Raw genomic sequence first — 18,496 nt, 5'->3', positions numbered from 1 at the left:
TGGGGACGGGTCGTAGGACCGTGTCGGTTGTCCCTAAACTCAGCTTGTTTCAAGGAGGGAGCCATCGTGCGCAAGGTGCTCATCGCCAACCGTGGCGAAATTGCTGTCCGTGTTGCCCGAGCCTGCCGGGACGCGGGAATCGGGAGCGTGGCCGTCTACGCAGACCCGGACCGCGACGCTCTGCATGTGCGGGCGGCCGACGAGGCATTCGCTCTGGGCGGTGACACCCCGGCCGCCAGCTACCTGGACATGGCCAAGGTGCTCCAGGCGGCCAAGGACTCCGGGGCGGACGCGATCCACCCGGGCTACGGCTTCCTCTCGGAGAACGCCGAGTTCGCCCAGGCCGTGCTGGACGCCGGTCTCACGTGGATCGGCCCGCCGCCGCAGGCGATCCGGGACCTCGGCGACAAGGTCGCCGCCCGTCACATCGCCCAGCGGGCCGGCGCCCCGCTCGTCGCGGGCACCCCGGACCCGGTCGAGGGTTCCGCCGAGGTCGTCGCCTTCGCCGAGGAGCACGGGCTGCCGATCGCGATCAAGGCCGCGTTCGGCGGTGGCGGGCGCGGGCTGAAGGTCGCGCGCACGCTGGAGGAGATCCCGGAGCTGTACGACTCCGCGGTCCGTGAGGCCGTCGCCGCGTTCGGGCGCGGGGAGTGCTTCGTGGAGCGCTACCTCGACAAGCCGCGGCACGTGGAGACCCAGTGCCTGGCCGACACCCACGGCAACGTGGTCGTCGTCTCCACCCGTGACTGCTCGCTCCAGCGCCGCCACCAGAAGCTGGTCGAGGAGGCCCCGGCCCCCTTCCTCTCCGAGGCGCAGAACGCGGAGCTGTACGCGGCGTCCAAGGCGATCCTGAAGGAGGCCGGCTACGTCGGCGCCGGCACGGTCGAGTTCCTGGTCGGCATGGACGGCACGATCTCCTTCCTGGAGGTCAACACCCGCCTCCAGGTCGAGCACCCGGTCACCGAGGAGGTCACCGGCCTCGACCTCGTACGCGAGATGTTCCGCATCGCCGACGGCGAGGAACTCGGCTACGACGACCCGGAGATGCGCGGTCACTCCTTCGAGTTCCGGATCAACGGCGAGGACCCGGGCCGCGGCTTCCTGCCCGCCCCGGGCACCGTCACCGTCTTCGCGCCGCCGAGCGGTCCCGGTGTCCGCCTCGACGCGGGCGTGGAGTCCGGCTCGGTCATCGGCCCGGCCTGGGACTCCCTGCTCGCCAAGCTGATCGTGACCGGTGCGACCCGTGAGCAGGCGCTCCAGCGCGCGGCCCGCGCGCTGGCCGAGTTCAACGTCGAGGGCATGGCCACCGCCATCCCCTTCCACCGCGCGGTCGTCGCCGATCCGGCGTTCACCTCCGACCCGTTCCGCATCCACACCCGCTGGATCGAGACGGAGTTCGTCAACGAGATCAAGCCGTTCGCGGCTCCGGCCGACACGGAGGCGGACGAGGAGTCCGGCCGCGAGACGGTCGTCGTCGAGGTCGGCGGCAAGCGCCTGGAGGTCTCGCTGCCCTCGTCGCTGGGCATGAGCCTGGCCCGTACGGGACTCGCGGCGGGCGCCAAGCCCAAGCGCCGCGCGGCCAAGAAGTCCGGCTCGGCCGTCTCCGGCGACACCCTGGCCTCCCCCATGCAGGGCACCATCGTGAAGATCGCGGTGGAAGAGGGCCAGGAGGTCAAGGAGGGCGATCTGATCGTCGTCCTGGAGGCCATGAAGATGGAGCAGCCGCTCAACGCGCACCGCGCCGGCACCATCAAGGGCCTGGCCGCCGAGGTCGGCAGCTCGGTCTCCTCCGGTGCCGTCATCTGCGAGATCAAGGACTGACCCTCGCGGCATCCGTTCCCACCTGTTCCACCGGCGCCCCGCTCATGTCATAGGACGTGACCGGGGCGCCGGTCATTGCGGGGAACGGACCGCCCGTTCAACGTTACGGAGGGCACCTCCGGTTAACCGGTGGCATCCTGGACCCCGGGGCGGACACAGGGAGGACTGCGCAATGGCGATCAGTACGGCGGGGACACCGGTCCACACGCCTGACCGGCCCATGCGCGCCGACGCGCGCCGCAACTACGACCGGCTGCTGACCGAGGCGCGCAACTCCTTCGCCGAGCACGGCACGGACGCCTCCCTGGAGGACGTCGCGCGACGGGCGGGCGTGGGCATCGGCACCCTGTACCGGCACTTCCCGACCCGGCACGCGCTGATGAGCGCGGTCTTCCAGGAGGCCGTGGCCTCCCTCATCGCCCGCTCCCGCGAACTGGCCGGGGCGGATCAGCCGTGCACCGGCCTGGTGGAGTGGCTGGGCGCGCTCATCACTCATGCGGGTGAGTACCGAGGGCTGGCCCAGGCACTCATGTCGACGTGCCGTGACGAGACATCGGCCCTGTCACCGTGCAACGTGCCGTTGCGCGAGGCAGGTTCGGTCCTGCTGGCCCGGGCGCAGTCGAGCGGGGCGGTACGGGCCGAGGTGTCCATCGACGACCTGATGCAGCTGACGAACGCGATCGCGCTGGCCGCCGAGCAGTCACCGGACGATCCGGAACTGGCGGAGCGATTGCTGACGCTGACACTGCGGGGGTTGAGCAGCTCCGGCCCCTCCGAGCCTCCCAGCCCCTCCGGCCCCTCTGGCCTTTCCCGCCCCTCCGGCGATTGAGGAGCCGGGGTCCGGGCAGATCAAGCCCCTGAGGGTCCCCCGGACGAAGTCTGGGGGAGATCGAGGAGCGGGGGTCCGGAGGCGGAGCCCCCGAAACCGGCTACCGCCGCCGCAGGTCCGCCACGCGCGCCCGGTCCCCCTGACCACCCTGGTCAGCCAGCACCGCCGCCCCCCGCAACTGCTGCGCATGGGTGCGCCGCTGCCCCGGCAGGGGCATGTCGCGACGGGCGGACCGGCCCGGCGGCCCGGCATCGGCCGAGGCAGGCGCACCCCCGGAACCCGCCACCGCGATCTGCACGCCCTGATCGGCCAGGGCCTGCAACTCCGCGGCTGCCCGGTCGTCGTGCGCGGCCGGCTCGTCCGTCACCAGACGGGTGATGAGATCCGTCGGCACGGTCTGGAACATGGTGTCGGAACCGAGCTTGGTGTGGTCGGCGAGGACCACCACCTCCCCCGCGGCCTGCACCAGCGCCCGGTCCACGCTCGCGGAGAGCATGTTGGACGTGGAGAGTCCGCGTTCGGCGGTGAGCCCGCTCCCGGACAGGAAGGCGCGCGAGACCCGCAGTCCCTGGAGCGACTGCTCGGCCCCACTGCCCACCAGGGCGTAGTTGGAACCGCGCAGGGTGCCCCCGGTCATCACCACTTCCACCCGGTTGGCATGGGCCAACGCCTGGGCGACGAGCAGCGAGTTGGTGACCACGGTCAGACCGGGGACCCGCGCGAGCCGGCGGGCCAGCTCCTGCGTGGTCGTACCGGCGCCGACCACAATGGCCTCGCCCTCTTCGACGAGGCCGGCGGCCAGGTCGGCGATGGCCGTTTTCTCCGCGGTGGCGAGATGGGATTTCTGCGGAAAGCCGGACTCCCGCGTAAAACCGCCCGGCAAAACCGCACCGCCGTGCCGGCGGTCGAGGAGTCCTTCTGCCTCCAGTGCCCGCACGTCCCGCCGTACGGTCACTTCGGAGGTCTGGACGACGCGGGCGAGCTCACGGAGCGATACCGCCCCGTTGGCACGCACCATTTCGAGGATCAACTGACGACGTTCTGCAGCGAACACAAAACTGACAGTAACGTGACCGCCCGAGCGTTTTCAGCTGTTTGCGCCGAATAGCAGAAGTTGTACATACGAGGGGCCGCCAAGTGGTATAGGCGGCCCCGTTGTTGTTCCGTACTGATCGAACGACGGCCCGCGACCGCCTGAGTTGCCGGGGGTTGCCGGGGAATGCCGGTTTCCCCGGGGTCCCCAGGAGGGTGGTTACGCCTCGCCCGCCTGCTTCCGGGTGTGCAACTGCCGGGCCACTTCCGCGATCGATCCCGACAGGGACGGATACACGGTGAAGGCGTTTGCGATCTGTTCCACGGTCAGATTGTTGTCGACCGCGATCGAGATGGGGTGGATCAGCTCGCTCGCCTTCGGCGCGACGACACAGCCGCCGACCACGATGCCGGTGCCCGGGCGGCAGAAGATCTTGACGAAGCCGTCCCGGATGCCCTGCATCTTGGCGCGCGGGTTGCGCAGCAGCGGGAGCTTGACGACGCGCGCGTCGATCTTGCCGCCGTCGACGTCGGCCTGGGTGTAGCCGACCGTGGCGATCTCGGGGTCGGTGAAGACGTTCGAGGAGACCGTCTTCAGGTTCAGCGGCGCCACCGCGTCGCCGAGGAAGTGGTACATCGCGATCCGGCCCTGCATGGCGGCGACCGAGGCGAGCGCGAAGATCCCGGTGACATCACCGGCGGCGTAGACGCCGGGCGCACTGGTGCGGGAGACCTTGTCGGTCCAGATGTGGCCCGAGTCCTTGAGCCGGACCCCGGCGTCCTCCAGGCCCATGCCGGCGCTGTTCGGGATGGCGCCGACCGCCATCAGGCAGTGCGAGCCGGTGATGACCCGGCCGTCGGCGAGGGTCACCTCGACCCGGTCGCCGACCCGCTTGGCGGACTGGGCGCGGGAGCGGGCCATCACGTTCATGCCGCGGCGCCGGAAGACGTCCTCCAGGACGGCCGCCGCGTCCGGGTCCTCGCCCGGCAGCACCCGGTCGCGGGAGGAGACGAGGGTGACGCGGGAACCGAGGGCCTGGTAGGCACCGGCGAACTCGGCGCCGGTGACACCCGAGCCGACGACGATGAGCTCCTCGGGGAGCTCGTCGAGGTCGTAGACCTGGGTCCAGTTCAGGATCCGCTCTCCGTCGGGAAGCGCGTCCGGGATCTCCCGGGGGTGGCCGCCGGTGGCGATCAGTACGGCGTCCGCGGTGAGCGTCTCCTCCGTACCGTCGGCCGCCGTGACGACGACCTGGCGGGAGCCGTCGGCGGCCTGGAGGCCCTCCAGACGGCCGCGCCCGCGCATCACCCGTGCGCCGGCACGGGTGACGGAGGCGGTGATGTCGTGGGACTGGGCGAGCGCGAGGCGCTTCACCCGTCGGTTGACCTTGCCCAGGTCGACGCCGACCACCCGCGCCGCCTGCTCTATGTGCGGCGTGTCGTCCGCGACGATGATGCCGAGCTCCTCGTACGAGGAGTCGAAGGTGGTCATCACCTCTGCCGTCGCGATCAGGGTCTTCGAGGGCACGCAGTCGGTGAGCACGGACGCGCCGCCGAGGCCGTCACAGTCGACGACGGTCACCTCCGCGCCGAGCTGGGCGCCCACCAATGCCGCCTCGTACCCGCCGGGTCCGCCGCCGATGATCACGATCCGGGTCACGAAAAGTCCGCCTCGCGTTTCTCGTCCCGCGGCCGTCTGCTGTCCCGGCCGGGGGTCCGGGGGGCCGCCCCGGGGGAATGCAGTACGTACTTCATTGTCCCGCACGCGCCAAGGTGCTTCGCCCCGGGGCCCTCCATCCGTGCGCCGGGGCGCTCCGGGCGCGGGAAACGGCCGGTCGGACCCGTCGGCGCACAGAGGGCGGCCGGCCCGGATCAGGATCCCCGGGCGGGGTGGTTCCTCCCAGGAATCGACGCTCCCGGCGTCACCTCCCGTACCCTCGATCCCATGTCGCTCTACGCCGCGTACGCCGGCAACCTCGACGCGCGGCTGATGACGCGCCGCGCACCGCACTCCCCGCTGCGCGGCACCGGCTGGCTGAACGGCTGGCGGCTCACGTTCGGCGGCGAGCAGATGGGCTGGGAAGGCGCGCTGGCCACGGTGGTCGAGGCGCCGCGCTCCCAGGTGTTCGTGGCGCTCTACGACCTGGCACCCATGGACGAGGACTCCATGGACCGCTGGGAGGGCGTCGGCCTGGACATCTACCGCCGCATGCGGGTCCGGGTGCACACCCTGGACGGCGAGGAGCCGGCCTGGATGTACGTGCTGAACGGGTACGAGGGCGGGCTGCCGTCCGCCCGCTACCTGGGCGAGGTGGCCGACGCGGCCGATTCCGCGGGCGCGCCGCACGACTATGTGATGGAACTCCGCAAGCGCCCGTGCTGAGCGCCGGCAACCCGCTCTGATCTGGCTTTTCCCCGCCCCACCCGCGGCTCGCTGTGGGAACACACAAACGAACGCGCCAAGACTCTGTACAGGAGCATCTACGCGCGTAGGGATTCAGCGGTTACGCTCATCCGCGTGAACGCATCAGTTATTCCGGACCACATCCAGGGCGACCCGCACGCCGCCGCCGCCGACGCCGCTGCCCGCCTGCGCGAGCTGACCGGTGCCGAGACCCACGACGTCGCCCTCGTGATGGGTTCCGGCTGGGCGCCGGCCGGCGATGCGCTCGGCACTCCGGAGGCCGAGTTCCCGGTGACGGACCTGCCCGGTTTCCCCGCCCCCGCGGTCGAGGGCCACGGCGGCACGATCCGCTCGTACCTCATCGGCGAGAAGCGCGTCCTGGTCTTCCTCGGCCGCACGCACTTCTACGAGGGCCGTGGCGTCGCCGCCGTGTCGCACGGGGTGCGCACCGCCGTCGCCGCGGGCTGCAAGACCATCGTGCTGACGAACGGCTGCGGCGGTCTGCGCGAGGGCATGCGCCCCGGACAGCCGGTCCTGATCAGCGACCACATCAACCTCACGGCGGCGTCGCCGATCATCGGCGCCAACTTCGTCGATCTGACCGACCTGTACTCGCCGCGGCTGCGGGCGCTGTGCAAGGAGATCGACGAGACCCTCGAAGAGGGCGTGTACGTGCAGTTCCCCGGCCCGCACTACGAGACCCCGGCCGAGATCAACATGGTCCGCGTGATGGGCGGCGACCTCGTCGGCATGTCCACCGTGCTGGAGGCCATCGCGGCCCGCGAGGCGGGCGCGGAGGTGCTGGGCATCTCCCTGGTGACGAACCTGGCGGCGGGGCTGAGCGGGGAGCCGCTGAACCACGAAGAGGTGCTGCAGGCGGGGCGCGACTCGGCGACCCGGATGGGGTCGCTGCTGGCGAGGGTCCTGGACCGGATCTGACGGCGGGCGGCGCCTTCTCGGGGGCGCTGCCCCCGTACCCCCGCGCCCCAATCGCCGGAGGGGCTCAGGAGTCAGCCCCGCCGGCGTTCGAGGCGCGGGGTCCGGGGCCGGGCCCCGGGTTCGGGAAGGGGCGGGTAGGGGAACACAGGCGCCGCAGGCCCGACCACCCGCACCGCATCCCCCCACGCACCACGCACCACGCACCCGGAAACGGAAACCGGAAAGGCGGACACCGTGACGACGCAGAACCTCATCGCCCGGGCCAGGACCTGGCTCGCCGAGGACCCCGACCCCGAGACCCGCGACGAGCTCGCGAAGCTCATCGACGCCGAGGACCTCGACGAGCTCGGGGCACGCTTCGCCGGCACGCTCCAGTTCGGCACCGCCGGACTCCGCGGTGAGATCGGCGCCGGGCCCATGCGGATGAACCGCGCCGTCGTCATCCGGGCCGCCGCCGGGCTCGCCGCGTACCTGAAGGACCAGGGGCAGGACGGCGGTCTCGTCGTCATCGGCTACGACGCCCGCTACAAGTCCACCGACTTCGCCCGGGACACCGCGGCCGTGATGACCGGCGCCGGTCTGCGGGCCGCCGTGCTCCCCCGCCCGCTCCCCACCCCCGTCCTGGCCTACGCCATAAGGCATCTGGGGGCCGTCGCGGGCGTCGAGGTGACCGCCAGTCACAACCCGCCGCGCGACAACGGCTACAAGGTCTACCTCGGCGACGGCTCGCAGATCGTGCCGCCGGCCGACGGTGAGATCGCCGCCGCGATCGACGCGGTCGGCCCGCTCGACACCGTGCCCCGCCCCGACAGCGGCTGGGAGACCCTCGGCGACGAGGTCCTGGACGCCTATCTGGCCCGTACGGACGCCGTCCTGGACGCGGGATCGCCGCGCACCGCCCGCGTCGTCTACACCGCCATGCACGGCGTCGGCGCCTCCGTGCTCACCGCCGCCTTCGACCGCGCCGGCTTCCCCGCCCCGGTCCTCGTCGCCGAGCAGGCCGAGCCCGACCCCGCGTTCCCCACCGTCGCGTTCCCCAATCCGGAGGAGCCCGGCGCGATGGACCTCGCGTTCGCCACCGCGCGCCGCTCGGACCCGGACCTCGTCATCGCCAACGACCCGGACGCGGACCGCTGCGCCGTCGCCGTCCCCGACCCGGCCGTGGACGGCGGCTGGCGGATGCTGCGTGGTGACGAGGTCGGCGCGCTGCTCGCCGCCCACCTGGTCCGCCGCGGTGTCAGCGGCGTGTTCGCCGAGTCGATCGTGTCGTCGTCCCTCCTCGGCCGGATCGCGCAGAAGGCGGGCCTCGGTCACGAGGAGACGCTGACCGGCTTCAAGTGGATCGCCCGCGTGGAGGGCCTGCGGTACGGCTACGAGGAGGCGCTCGGCTACTGCGTCGACCCGGACGGCGTCCGCGACAAGGACGGCATAACGGCCGCGCTGCTGGTCGCCGAACTCGCCTCCGTACTCAAGGAGCAGGGCCGCACCCTGCTCGACCTGCTGGACGACCTCGCCCTGGAACACGGGCTGCACGCCACCGACCAGCTGTCGGTCCGGGTCGAGGACCTGTCCGTCATCGCGGACGCCATGCGCCGCCTGCGCGAGCAGCCGCCGGCCGCACTCGCGGGCCTGGCCGTCACGTCGGCCGAGGACCTGTCGCACGGTACGGAGCTGCTGCCGCCGACCGACGGGCTGCGCTATCGGCTGGAGGGCGCCCGGGTGATCGTCCGCCCGAGCGGCACCGAGCCGAAGCTCAAGTGCTACCTGGAGGTCGTGGTGCCGGTCGGCTCGGCCGACGAGCTGCCCGCGGCCCGTGCGAAGGGCGCCGAGCTGCTGGCCGGCATCAAGCGGGACCTGGCGGCCGCGGCCGGGATCTGACCGTTCGCGTTCCGCACACCGGCTTCACGTACGCATCAGGTACGTGAAGCCGGTGTCCGCGGGGACGCTTCTCGCTGTTCGCCCGGCGGTCGGAGTCCCCCTGCGCCGTCCGCGCGGCGACCGCCGGCTGTTGGCCCGTCAGCCGACGATGAGCAGCACCACCAGCAGCACGGCGCCCACGACGGCCGGAGCGATCACCTCGTACGCCCAGCGGACCGACGTGACGGCGCCCTCGGCGGCGGGCTTGTCGCCCGCGTGCTCGGCCAGCTGCCGCAGATCGTGCATCGTCTGGTCGGCGACCGCCTCCCGCGCCTTCGTGTCGCGTACGTCGGCGGTGGCGGACGTCCGGCCGTACGGGTCGTCGACCGCCTGCCGGGACTGGTGGCGGGCGGCCTTCTTGCGCTGCCGCAGCGACACCGGGATCGCGTAGAGCTGGTACTTCGCGCCGCGCTCGGTGAAGATCTCGCTCGAGTACCCGGCCCGGACGTCCTTGACGTCGGTCCACGGCAGCGTGATCGTCCGGAACGGGTTACGGATCCGGATGCGCTGTGCGTTGGCGGACACCACCGGCCGCAGGGTGAAGGCGATCACCAGCGGCACCACGGTCAGCAGCGCGGCCAGCGCCAGCCACGGCACCGTGCCCTCGCCCTGGATGATGGCGTCCACGCCGATCCAGCCGACGAGCACGAGCAGCAGGACGCCTCCGATCAGCCCGGCGGGCGACCGGAACGTCCGGTCGGCGTAGGTGGGCTCGGAGGGCGGTGTGGGGCTCGTCATGAGCCCGATTCTGCCTGACGGGCGCGGCGGACGCGGGGGCGGCCGCCCGGACACGCGTCCGGAGTCCGGCGGGGCGGGCTCCGGACACGCGTACGCCGCCGCCGCGCCGCCGCGCGATACGCGTCCGACCTGGGCCCCTGTACAGGCCGCTACGCGCGTAGATATGCTCATGTGGTGACCATGCCCACCACTGCTCCCGCATTCGCCGACGCGACGGCGTCCGACAGTGCGCTGCGCCGCTTCCTGCACGGGCTGCCCGGCGTCGACGCCGTCGGCCTCGAAGCGCGCGCCGCCTCGCTCGGAACCCGTTCGATCAAGACGACGGCCAAGGCGTACGCCATCGACCTCGCCATTTCGATGATCGACCTGACGACGCTGGAAGGCTCGGACACCCCGGGCAAGGTCCGCGCGCTCGCCGCCAAGGCCGTCCATCCCGATCCCACCGACCGCACGACCCCGCACACCGCGGCGGTCTGCGTCTACCCCGACATGGCGGCGACCGCGGTGGCCGCCCTGGCCGGTTCCGGCGTGAAGGTGGCGTCCGTCGCGACGGCCTTCCCCGCCGGGCGCGCCGCACTCGACGTCAAGCTCGCGGACGTCCGCGACGCCGTGGCGGCCGGGGCCGACGAGATCGACATGGTGATCGACCGCGGCGCCTTCCTCTCCGGCCGCTATCTGAAGGTGTACGAGGAAATCCTCGCCGTGAAGGCCGAGTGCGGCCGGGCCCGGCTGAAGGTGATCTTCGAGACCGGCGAGCTGTCCACGTACGACAACATCCGCCGGGCCTCCTGGCTCGGGATGCTGGCCGGCGCGGACTTCATCAAGACGTCGACCGGCAAGGTCGGCGTCAACGCCACACCCGCGAACACCCTGCTGATGCTGGAGGCGGTGCGCGACTTCCGCGCGCAGACCGGCATCCAGATCGGCGTGAAGCCGGCCGGCGGCATCCGCACCTCCAAGGACGCGATCAAGTTCCTGGTGCTGGTGAACGAGACGGCGGGCGAGGACTGGCTGGACAGCCACTGGTTCCGTTTCGGCGCCTCCAGCCTGCTGAACGACCTGCTGATGCAGCGCCAGAAGCTCAGCACCGGCCGTTACTCCGGCCCCGATTACGTGACGGTGGACTGATTCCCATGGCATCTGCATTCGAGTACGCACCGGCGCCGGAATCCCGTTCCGTCGTCGACATCGCCCCCTCGTACGGCCTGTTCATCGACGGCGAGTTCACCGACGCCGCCGACGGTCAGGTCTTCAAGACGGTCAGCCCGTCGTCGGAGGAGGTGCTCTCCGAGGTCGCGCGGGCAGGCTCCGCGGACGTGGACCGGGCCGTGAAGGCGGCCCGCCGGGCGTTCGAGAAGTGGTCGGCGCTGCCCGGCTCCGAGCGCGCCAAGTACCTGTTCCGGATCGCCAGGATCATCCAGGAGCGCTCGCGCGAACTGGCCGTCCTGGAGACCCTGGACAACGGCAAGCCGATCAAGGAGACCCGCGACGCGGACCTCCCGCTGGTCGCGGCGCACTTCTTCTACTACGCGGGCTGGGCCGACAAGCTGGACCACGCGGGCTACGGCGCGAACCCGCGACCGCTCGGTGTCGCCGGCCAGATCATCCCGTGGAACTTCCCGCTCCTGATGCTCGCGTGGAAGATCGCCCCGGCGCTCGCCACCGGCAACACGGTGGTGCTGAAGCCGGCCGAGACGACCCCGCTCTCCGCGCTCTTCTTCGCGGACATCTGCCGCCAGGCCGGTCTGCCCAAGGGCGTCGTCAACATCCTGACGGGCTACGGGGACGCGGGCTCGGCCCTCGTCGAACACCCCGACGTCAACAAGATCGCCTTCACCGGATCGACCGCGGTCGGCAAGGCCATCGCCCGCCAGATCGCCGGCACGGACAAGAAGGCCACCCTGGAGCTGGGCGGCAAGGGCGCCAACATCGTCTTCGACGACGCCCCCGTCGACCAGGCCGTCGAGGGCATCGTCACCGGCATCTTCTTCAACCAGGGCCAGGTCTGCTGCGCGGGCTCGCGACTCCTCGTACAGGAGTCCGTCGAGGACGAACTGCTGGACTCCCTCAAGCGCCGGCTGTCCACGCTGCGCCTCGGCGACCCGCTGGACAAGAACACCGACATCGGCGCGATCAACTCCGAGGAGCAGCTCTCCCGGATCACCGCGCTCGTCGAGACGGGCGAGGCCGAGGGCGCGAACCGCTGGTCGGCCCCGTGCGAGCTGCCGTCCGCCGGCTACTGGTTCGCGCCGACGCTGTTCACCGGCGTCACCCAGGCGCACACCGTCGCCCGCGACGAGATCTTCGGCCCGGTCCTGTCGGTGCTGACCTTCCGTACGCCGGACGAGGCGGTCGCCAAGGCCAACAACAGCCAGTACGGCCTCTCGGCCGGCATCTGGACGGAGAAGGGCTCCCGCATCCTCGCGGTGGCGAACAAGCTCCGGGCGGGCGTCGTCTGGGCCAACACGTTCAACAAGTTCGACCCGACCTCGCCGTTCGGCGGCTACAAGGAGTCGGGCTTCGGCCGCGAAGGCGGCCGTCACGGTCTGGAGGCCTACCTCGATGTCTGACGGGCGACTGAGCGTCTTCAAGACCTACAAGCTGTACGTCGGGGGCAAGTTCCCCCGCTCCGAGAGCGGCCGGGTGTACGAGGTGACCGACTCCAAGGGCAAGTGGCTGGCGAACGCGCCCCAGTCCTCCCGCAAGGACGCGCGGGACGCCGTCGTGGCCGCCCGCAAGGCGTTCGGCGGCTGGTCGGGCGCGACCGCGTACAACCGCGGCCAGATCCTCTACCGCATCGCGGAGATGCTGGAGGGCCGCCGGGACCAGTTCGTCCGCGAGGTGGCCGAGGCCGAGGGTCTCTCCAAGTCCAAGGCCACGGCCGTCGTGGACGCGGCGGTCGACCGCTGGGTCTGGTACGCGGGCTGGACGGACAAGATCGCCCAGATCGTGGGCGGGGCGAACCCGGTCGCGGGACCGTTCCTCAACCTCTCGACGCCCGAACCGACCGGCGTCGTGACCGTCCTCGCCCCGCAGAAGTCGTCGTTCCTGGGCCTGGTCTCGGTGCTCGCCCCGGTGATCGCGGCCGGCAACACGGCGGTCGTCGTGGCCTCGGAAGGGTCACCGCTGCCCGCGCTGTCGCTGGGCGAGGTGCTGGCCACCTCGGACCTGCCGGGCGGCGTGGTCAACATCCTGTCGGGGAGGACGGCGGAGATCGCCGCGCCGCTCGCCTCCCACCAGGACGTGAACGGCATCGACCTGACGGGGGCGGACGCGGATCTGGCGAAGGAGCTGGAGATCGCGGCGGCCGACAACCTGAAGCGGGTCCGCCGCTCACCCGTCGCCCGCCACGACCCCGAGAAGGAGGCGCACGGCGCCGCTCATCCACAGGCTGTGGACGGCGACGACTGGTCGGCCGATCCGGGCACCCACCGGCTCACCGCCTTCCTGGAGACCAAGACGGTCTGGCACCCGACGGGCGCACTGGGCGTGTCGGGCTCCTCGTACTGACGCACACACGGCAGCGGCCCGCGCCCTGGAAGGAATCCGGGGCGCGGGCCGCTTCGCGTCAGCGGTGCAGCAGGCCCGTGACCTGCCCCACCACGGGCAGGTCCTTCAGCGCGCCGCCACTGGTCACCGGGTCGGTGACCAGCGCGGTGGAGACCGGCTTGAAGTCGGCGACCTGCGTCCCCACCGCGTTGTCCAGCGGGTCGACGCCCGTACCGGCCAGCGGGTCGAGCCGCAGATGCGTCACGGGCGCGATGCCGTTCTCGAGCGAGTGGCCGAGCGCGCCGGTGACCGCACCGCCGGCCGCCTCGCTCGCCTCGCCGAGGCTGGTGTCCGTACCCGACGCCTGCACGAGGGGCAGCGGGGCCGCCTGGGCCGCCGCACCCCCCGCACCGAGCGCGGCACCCACCGCGGTGACGGTCAGACCTGCCCGCAGCAGCGTGCGGCGCCGGGACTTGGAAAGTGCGTGACGTGCCATGAAGTTCCCACCTGATCGGGCCGATTCGAACCATCAATCGAGTAATCGGTTGAGTGCACAGAGTAGTTGAGGTGTGATGCCGGATACCAACAGGACCTCCGGGGATCCCCTGTGCGGGTCAATGCCTCACACTTGTGTTCTGTGAGTTCCCAAGCGATTTCGACCCGCGTCGTCCTGCTGGCGGGCCCCTCCGGCTCCGGCAAGTCATCCCTGGCCGCCCGTACCGGTCTTCCGGTGCTGCGGCTGGACGACTTCTACAAGGAGGCCGGCGACCCCACGCTGCCGCTCGTCACCGGCAGCACGGACATCGACTGGGACTCCGCCCTGTCCTGGGACGCCGACGCGGCGGTCGCCGCGATCACGGAACTGTGCCGCACCGGACGGACCGACGTACCGGTGTACGACATCGCGACCAGCTCCCGTACGGGACACGAGGGCTTCCACATCGAGCGCACGCCGCTCTTCGTGGCCGAGGGGATCTTCGCGGCGGACATCGTGGCGCGGTGCCAGTCCCTGGGCCTCCTCGCGGACGCCCTGTGCCTGCGCGGCCGCCCGTCGACCACGTTCCGCCGCCGGCTGCTGCGGGACCTGCGCGAAGGCCGCAAGTCCGTGCCCTTCCTGCTGCGCCGGGGCTGGCGGCTGATGCGCGCCGAACGCCGCATCGTGGCGCGCCAGGAGGAGCTGGGAGCGTACCCCTGCGGCAAGGCCGAGGCCCTGGGCCGCCTGGCAGCCGCCGCGGCGGGCCGCTGCCGCACACCAGCGCCCGCGCCCGTGAGCCCGTCCGGCGACTGACCGGAACGAACTCGGGCCCCTGCTCACAAACGCCGAAGGGCCGGACAGGACCCCCCGGCCCGTCCGACCCTTCGACTTCCCCGTACCCCGTACCCCCGTGGCACCGCCGCCTCCCCCGAAGCGACGGCCCCGCTTCCCCCGTGACAACGCCGCCTCCCCCGAAGCGGCGCCCCCGTACCCCGTTCCCCCCGTTGCCTCAGGCCACCAGCTCGCCGAAGGACTCCTCCTCGTCACGGCCGAAGCTGAGGACCTCGTCCTCGCGCAGCCGGCGGAGCGACCGCCAGATGCTGGACTTCACCGTGCCGACACTGATGTCGAGGATGGACGCGATCTCCGGGTCCGTACGGCCCTCGTAGTAGCGCAGGACCAGCATCGTGCGCTGCGTCTCGGGCAGTCGCGCCAGCGCCTGCCAGAGCACGGCGCGCAGCTCCGTACCGCGCATCGCGTCCGTGTCGCCCGCCGTCTCCGGCAGCTCCTCGGTCGGGTATTCGTTCAGCTTGCGCCTGCGCCAGGCGCTGATGTGCAGGTTCGTCATGGTGCGGCGCAGATAGCCGCCGACCGCCGCCTTGTCGCTGATCCGGTCCCATGCCCGGTACGTCGAGAAGAGGGCGCTCTGCAGCAGGTCCTCGGCCTCGAACCGGTCACCGGTCAGGTGGTAGGCGGTGGCGTACAGGGAGGCGCGGCGCTCCCGGACGTAGGCCGTGAACGCCGCTTCGGCGTCCTCGGCCCGCTCCGGGGCCTTCCGCTCCCCCGTGACCTCCCCGTACGTGCTTCCCCCGTTGCCCGCCCCCGTGGCGGCAGGCGCGTCGACCACCGTCATGTATGACGGGTGCTGACGCCCGGCGCCTCGAACGCACCCCCGTCCGTTCACTGCGGCGCCGGACTTCTCGGTGCTCCGCCCGACGTCGTGGAGACGCGTGACAACTGCGCTCGTGGTGATGCTGTGCGTTGTGTTCATCTCGCGCCCCCCGTCGGTGGAGTCCGTCCGTTCCTTGTGTCAACGAGCTTGCCGGGGCGATTTCATGGCCCTGTCCGCCGACTGTCACAGACCTGTCACAGGGCCCGGCGCGGACGTGATTCGGGGCCGCCGGATGCATGAGAGGGGACCAACTGTCGAACTAGGGCACCCCCATGGGTCAGAATGACCAACGTGCCTTTCCTGTTGCTGATCGAGGACGACGACGCCATCCGCACGGCCCTCGAACTCTCGCTGTCTCGCCAGGGCCACCGTGTGGCCACCGCGGCGACGGGAGAGGACGGCCTCAACCTGCTGCGCGAGCAGCGACCCGACCTGGTCGTGCTGGATGTGATGCTGCCCGGGATCGACGGTTTCGAGGTGTGCCGGCGCATCCGGCGCACCGACCAACTGCCGATCATCCTGCTGACCGCGCGGAGCGACGACATCGACGTCGTGGTCGGTCTGGAGTCCGGTGCCGACGACTATGTGGTGAAACCCGTGCAGGGCCGGGTGCTCGACGCCCGGATCCGCGCGGTGCTGCGCCGCGGTGAGCGCGAGTCCACGGACTCCGCCACGTTCGGCAGCGTGGTCATCGACCGGTCCGCCATGACCGTGACGAAGAACGGGGAGGACCTGCAGCTCACGCCGACCGAGCTGCGCCTCCTCCTGGAGCTGAGCCGCCGGCCGGGCCAGGCCCTGTCACGGCAGCAGCTGCTGCGCCTCGTGTGGGAGCACGACTACCTCGGCGACTCGCGCCTGGTGGACGCCTGCGTCCAGCGGCTGCGCGCGAAGGTGGAGGACGTACCGTCCTCGCCGACCCTGATCCGTACCGTGCGGGGCGTGGGGTACCGGCTGGACTCGCCGCAGTGAGCACGGCTGTGCGGCGGAGCCTGCTGGCCGGGCTCCGCTGGACCAGCCTGCGGCTGCGGCTCGTCGTCGTGTTCGCCCTGGTCGCGCTGACCGCCGCGGTGTCCGCGTCCGGGATCGCGTACTGGCTGAACCGCGAGGCGGTGCTGACCCGTACACAGGACTCCGCGCTCGGGGACTTCCGGCAGGAGATGCAGGGCCGCGCGGCCTCGCTGCCGCTGAACCCCACCAAGGAGGACCTGCAGACCGCCGCCGTGCAGATGGCGAGCAGCAGCCCCGGCTACAGCGTGCTGCTGATCGACGAGCGCGATCCCGGCAAGCCGATCGTCGGCAACTCCGACCTGGACACCTTCACCCGCGACAACGTGCCGGTGTCGCTCCAGCAGCAGGTCGACAGGAAGCAGCCGGTCAAGGCGGGCAACAAGTACGAGTACCACCTGTTCTGGCAGCGGACCTCGATCCGCGGCACGCCGTATCTCGTCGCCGGTACGAAGATCATCGGCGGCGGCCCGACCGGCTACATGCTCAAGTCGCTCGACCAGGAACGGCAGGACCTCAACTCCCTCGCCTGGTCACTGGGGATCGCCACCGCCCTGGCCCTCGTCGGCTCCGCCCTGCTCGCCCAGGCCGCGGCGACGACGGTGCTGCGTCCCGTGCAACGGCTCGGCGACGCCGCGCGCAAGCTCGGTGAGGGCAAGCTCGACACCCGCCTCACGGTGTCCGGCACCGATGAACTGGCCGATCTCTCCCGGACGTTCAACAGAACGGCGAGCTCCCTGGAGAAGAAGGTCGCGGACATGAGCGCGCGGGAGGAGTCCAGCCGCCGCTTCGTCGCCGACATGTCGCACGAACTGCGCACCCCGCTCACCGCGATCACCGCGGTCGCCGAGGTGCTGGAGGACGAGGCCGACAGCCTCGACCCGATGATCGCGCCCGCCGTGCACCTGGTGGTCAGCGAGACCCGGCGCCTCAACGACCTGGTGGAGAACCTGATGGAGGTCACCCGCTTCGACGCGGGCACGGCCCGTCTCGTCCTCGACACCGTCGACGTCGCCGACCAGGTGACCGCCTGCATCGACGTCCGCGCCTGGCTGGACGCGGTGGACCTGGACGCCGAGCGCGGCATGATGGTCCGCCTCGATCCGCGCCGGCTCGACGTGATCCTGGCCAATCTGATCGGCAACGCGCTGAAGCACGGCGGTTCACCCGTACGGGTCACGGTGCGGACCGAGGGCGACGACCTCGTCATCGAGGTACGCGACCACGGTCCCGGCATCCCCGAGGACGTGCTGCCGCACGTCTTCGACCGCTTCTACAAGGCCAGCGCCTCCCGCCCCCGCTCCGAGGGCAGCGGCCTGGGGCTCTCGATCGCCATGGAGAACGCGCACATCCACGGCGGCGACATCACCGCCGCGAACTCGCCGGACGGCGACGGCGCGATATTCGTCCTGCGCCTGCCGCGTGACGCGGAGGCGCTGAGCCGCACCACCGAGGGTCACGGCGCGGAGATCCCCGACCAGGAGGACGACGCCACGTGACACCCACCGGACGCCGGGGCCGCCGCCCCGCCGCGCCACGCCCGGGCCGCCGCCCCGCCGCGGCCCTCGCCGCCGCCGCGCTCTGCGCGGCACTGGCCACGGGCTGCGGGATCAGGACGACGTCGGTCCCCGTCGACGCGGGACCGGCCCCCTCCCGGGTGCCGTGCGCCATGCCGGCGGAGGACATCACCACCCAGGCCCAGCAGGGCATCCCCGTGCAGATCTATCTGGTCTGCGCCTCGGAGCTGGTCACCGTGGACCGCGCGGTGCAGGTCCGGGAGACGGCGTCGGACCGGCTCCGGATCGCCCGGGCCCTCCTGGACGAACTGCGCCTGGAACCGCCGGACACGGAGAAGCAGGCCGGGTTCTCCACGCACGTCCCCGGGACGCTCCGGGTCGACGGCCCCCACGCGGGCGACCCGAAGGGCACGCTGCGTCTCAGCGTGCAGCCGGAGGACCTGCCGTCCGAGGCACTGGCACAGATCGTCTGCACGTTCGCCGAGAGCGAGTCGCTCGTCCCCGACGAGTCGATGACACTCGGCGGCCCGGGCGACTACGCACCGCGCGCCTACCTGTGCACGACGGAGACGAAGGCCAGCCCGAAGGCCGTTCCTACGGCGGACACGGCCCAGCTGCCCTGACCGGTCCGGCTCACGGGCGGCGCGGGAACCACGTG

General features: G+C 71.6%; 17 protein-coding genes. 12 read left to right on the top strand and 5 right to left on the bottom strand.

Annotation, left to right across the window (positions count from 1 at the left end):
* Positions 1-66: 66 nt before the first annotated feature.
* Together OG446_RS24050 and OG446_RS24045 are read left to right on the top strand one after the other, a co-directional pair.
* Positions 67-1,821: an acetyl/propionyl/methylcrotonyl-CoA carboxylase subunit alpha gene (locus OG446_RS24050; protein WP_328895970.1), complete on the top strand. Its 1,755-nt coding sequence runs from the start codon at positions 67-69 to the stop codon at positions 1,819-1,821.
* Between the two features lie 172 nt (positions 1,822-1,993).
* Positions 1,994-2,650, top strand: coding sequence for a TetR/AcrR family transcriptional regulator (locus OG446_RS24045; protein WP_328895969.1), 657 nt, complete (start codon positions 1,994-1,996; stop codon positions 2,648-2,650).
* 100 nt (positions 2,651-2,750) lie between these two features.
* Here OG446_RS24045 and OG446_RS24040 read toward each other — a convergent pair whose 3' ends face one another.
* Both OG446_RS24040 and OG446_RS24035 read right to left on the bottom strand, forming a co-directional pair.
* Complete coding sequence (locus OG446_RS24040) at positions 2,751-3,704, bottom strand: DeoR/GlpR family DNA-binding transcription regulator (RefSeq protein WP_328895968.1); 954 nt, start codon at positions 3,702-3,704, stop codon at positions 2,751-2,753.
* A gap of 198 nt (positions 3,705-3,902) precedes the next feature.
* Positions 3,903-5,342, bottom strand: a complete 1,440-nt coding sequence (locus tag OG446_RS24035; protein WP_326658400.1) for an NAD(P)H-quinone dehydrogenase — start codon at positions 5,340-5,342, stop codon at positions 3,903-3,905.
* A 285-nt stretch (positions 5,343-5,627) separates the two neighbouring features.
* Between OG446_RS24035 and OG446_RS24030 the strand changes: the two genes are divergently transcribed.
* From OG446_RS24030 to OG446_RS24020, 3 genes are all read left to right on the top strand, one after another.
* On the top strand, positions 5,628-6,065 hold the full coding sequence (locus tag OG446_RS24030) for a gamma-glutamylcyclotransferase (RefSeq protein ID WP_136327705.1): 438 nt from the start codon (positions 5,628-5,630) through the stop codon (positions 6,063-6,065).
* Between the two features lie 135 nt (positions 6,066-6,200).
* Positions 6,201-7,025 (top strand): purine-nucleoside phosphorylase, encoded by an 825-nt coding sequence (locus OG446_RS24025; RefSeq protein ID WP_328895967.1) that lies wholly within the window; start codon positions 6,201-6,203, stop codon positions 7,023-7,025.
* Between the two features lie 234 nt (positions 7,026-7,259).
* Positions 7,260-8,903 carry a phospho-sugar mutase gene (locus OG446_RS24020; RefSeq protein WP_328895966.1) on the top strand — a complete coding sequence of 548 codons (1,644 nt, stop codon included), beginning with the start codon at positions 7,260-7,262 and terminating at the stop codon, positions 8,901-8,903.
* A 138-nt stretch (positions 8,904-9,041) separates the two neighbouring features.
* On the opposite strand, the gene OG446_RS24015 is transcribed toward OG446_RS24020, so the two are convergent.
* Positions 9,042-9,680 (bottom strand): PH domain-containing protein, encoded by a 639-nt coding sequence (locus OG446_RS24015; RefSeq protein WP_328895965.1) that lies wholly within the window; start codon positions 9,678-9,680, stop codon positions 9,042-9,044.
* Between the two features lie 180 nt (positions 9,681-9,860).
* Here OG446_RS24015 and deoC point away from each other — a divergent pair, with 180 nt between their 5' ends.
* Genes deoC through OG446_RS24000 form a run of 3 tightly spaced genes read left to right on the top strand, consistent with a single transcriptional unit; the run spans position 9,861 to position 13,190 of the window.
* Complete coding sequence (gene deoC, locus OG446_RS24010) at positions 9,861-10,808, top strand: deoxyribose-phosphate aldolase (RefSeq protein WP_306072311.1); 948 nt, start codon at positions 9,861-9,863, stop codon at positions 10,806-10,808.
* A gap of 5 nt (positions 10,809-10,813) precedes the next feature.
* Positions 10,814-12,250: an aldehyde dehydrogenase family protein gene (locus OG446_RS24005; RefSeq protein WP_328895964.1), complete on the top strand. Its 1,437-nt coding sequence runs from the start codon at positions 10,814-10,816 to the stop codon at positions 12,248-12,250.
* Positions 12,243-13,190: an aldehyde dehydrogenase family protein gene (locus OG446_RS24000; protein WP_328895963.1), complete on the top strand. Its 948-nt coding sequence runs from the start codon at positions 12,243-12,245 to the stop codon at positions 13,188-13,190. The genes OG446_RS24005 and OG446_RS24000 overlap by 8 nt, the downstream gene beginning before the upstream one ends.
* Positions 13,191-13,248: 58 nt before the next feature.
* On the opposite strand, the gene OG446_RS23995 is transcribed toward OG446_RS24000, so the two are convergent.
* A complete protein-coding gene (locus OG446_RS23995; protein WP_328895962.1) occupies positions 13,249-13,665 on the bottom strand; it encodes a hypothetical protein in 417 nt (138 codons plus the stop codon).
* A gap of 141 nt (positions 13,666-13,806) precedes the next feature.
* On the opposite strand from OG446_RS23995, the gene OG446_RS23990 reads away from it, so the two are divergent.
* Positions 13,807-14,457, top strand: coding sequence for a uridine kinase family protein (locus OG446_RS23990; RefSeq protein ID WP_328895961.1), 651 nt, complete (start codon positions 13,807-13,809; stop codon positions 14,455-14,457).
* 196 nt (positions 14,458-14,653) lie between these two features.
* Here the strand turns inward: OG446_RS23990 and OG446_RS23985 are convergent, their stop codons facing one another.
* Positions 14,654-15,415, bottom strand: coding sequence for a SigE family RNA polymerase sigma factor (locus OG446_RS23985; protein WP_328895960.1), 762 nt, complete (start codon positions 15,413-15,415; stop codon positions 14,654-14,656).
* Positions 15,416-15,607: 192 nt separating this feature from the next.
* Between OG446_RS23985 and afsQ1 the strand changes: the two genes are divergently transcribed.
* From afsQ1 to OG446_RS23970, 3 genes are read left to right on the top strand one after another with little or no spacing between them, the layout of a single operon-like run.
* Complete coding sequence (gene afsQ1, locus OG446_RS23980) at positions 15,608-16,285, top strand: two-component system response regulator AfsQ1 (RefSeq protein ID WP_185095372.1); 678 nt, start codon at positions 15,608-15,610, stop codon at positions 16,283-16,285.
* A complete protein-coding gene (locus OG446_RS23975) occupies positions 16,282-17,820 on the top strand; it encodes a HAMP domain-containing sensor histidine kinase (RefSeq protein WP_328895959.1) in 1,539 nt (512 codons plus the stop codon). The genes afsQ1 and OG446_RS23975 overlap by 4 nt, the downstream gene beginning before the upstream one ends.
* Entirely contained in the window at positions 17,817-18,461 is a 645-nt protein-coding gene (locus tag OG446_RS23970; RefSeq protein ID WP_328895958.1) for a hypothetical protein, read from the top strand. The genes OG446_RS23975 and OG446_RS23970 overlap by 4 nt, the downstream gene beginning before the upstream one ends.
* Positions 18,462-18,496 lie beyond the last annotated feature (35 nt).

Source organism: Streptomyces sp. NBC_00236 (assembly GCF_036195045.1).
Lineage (GTDB): Bacteria > Actinomycetota > Actinomycetes > Streptomycetales > Streptomycetaceae > Streptomyces.
Note: the sequence above shows the minus strand (reverse complement) of the source record. Positions and strands in the feature narration are given on the sequence as shown.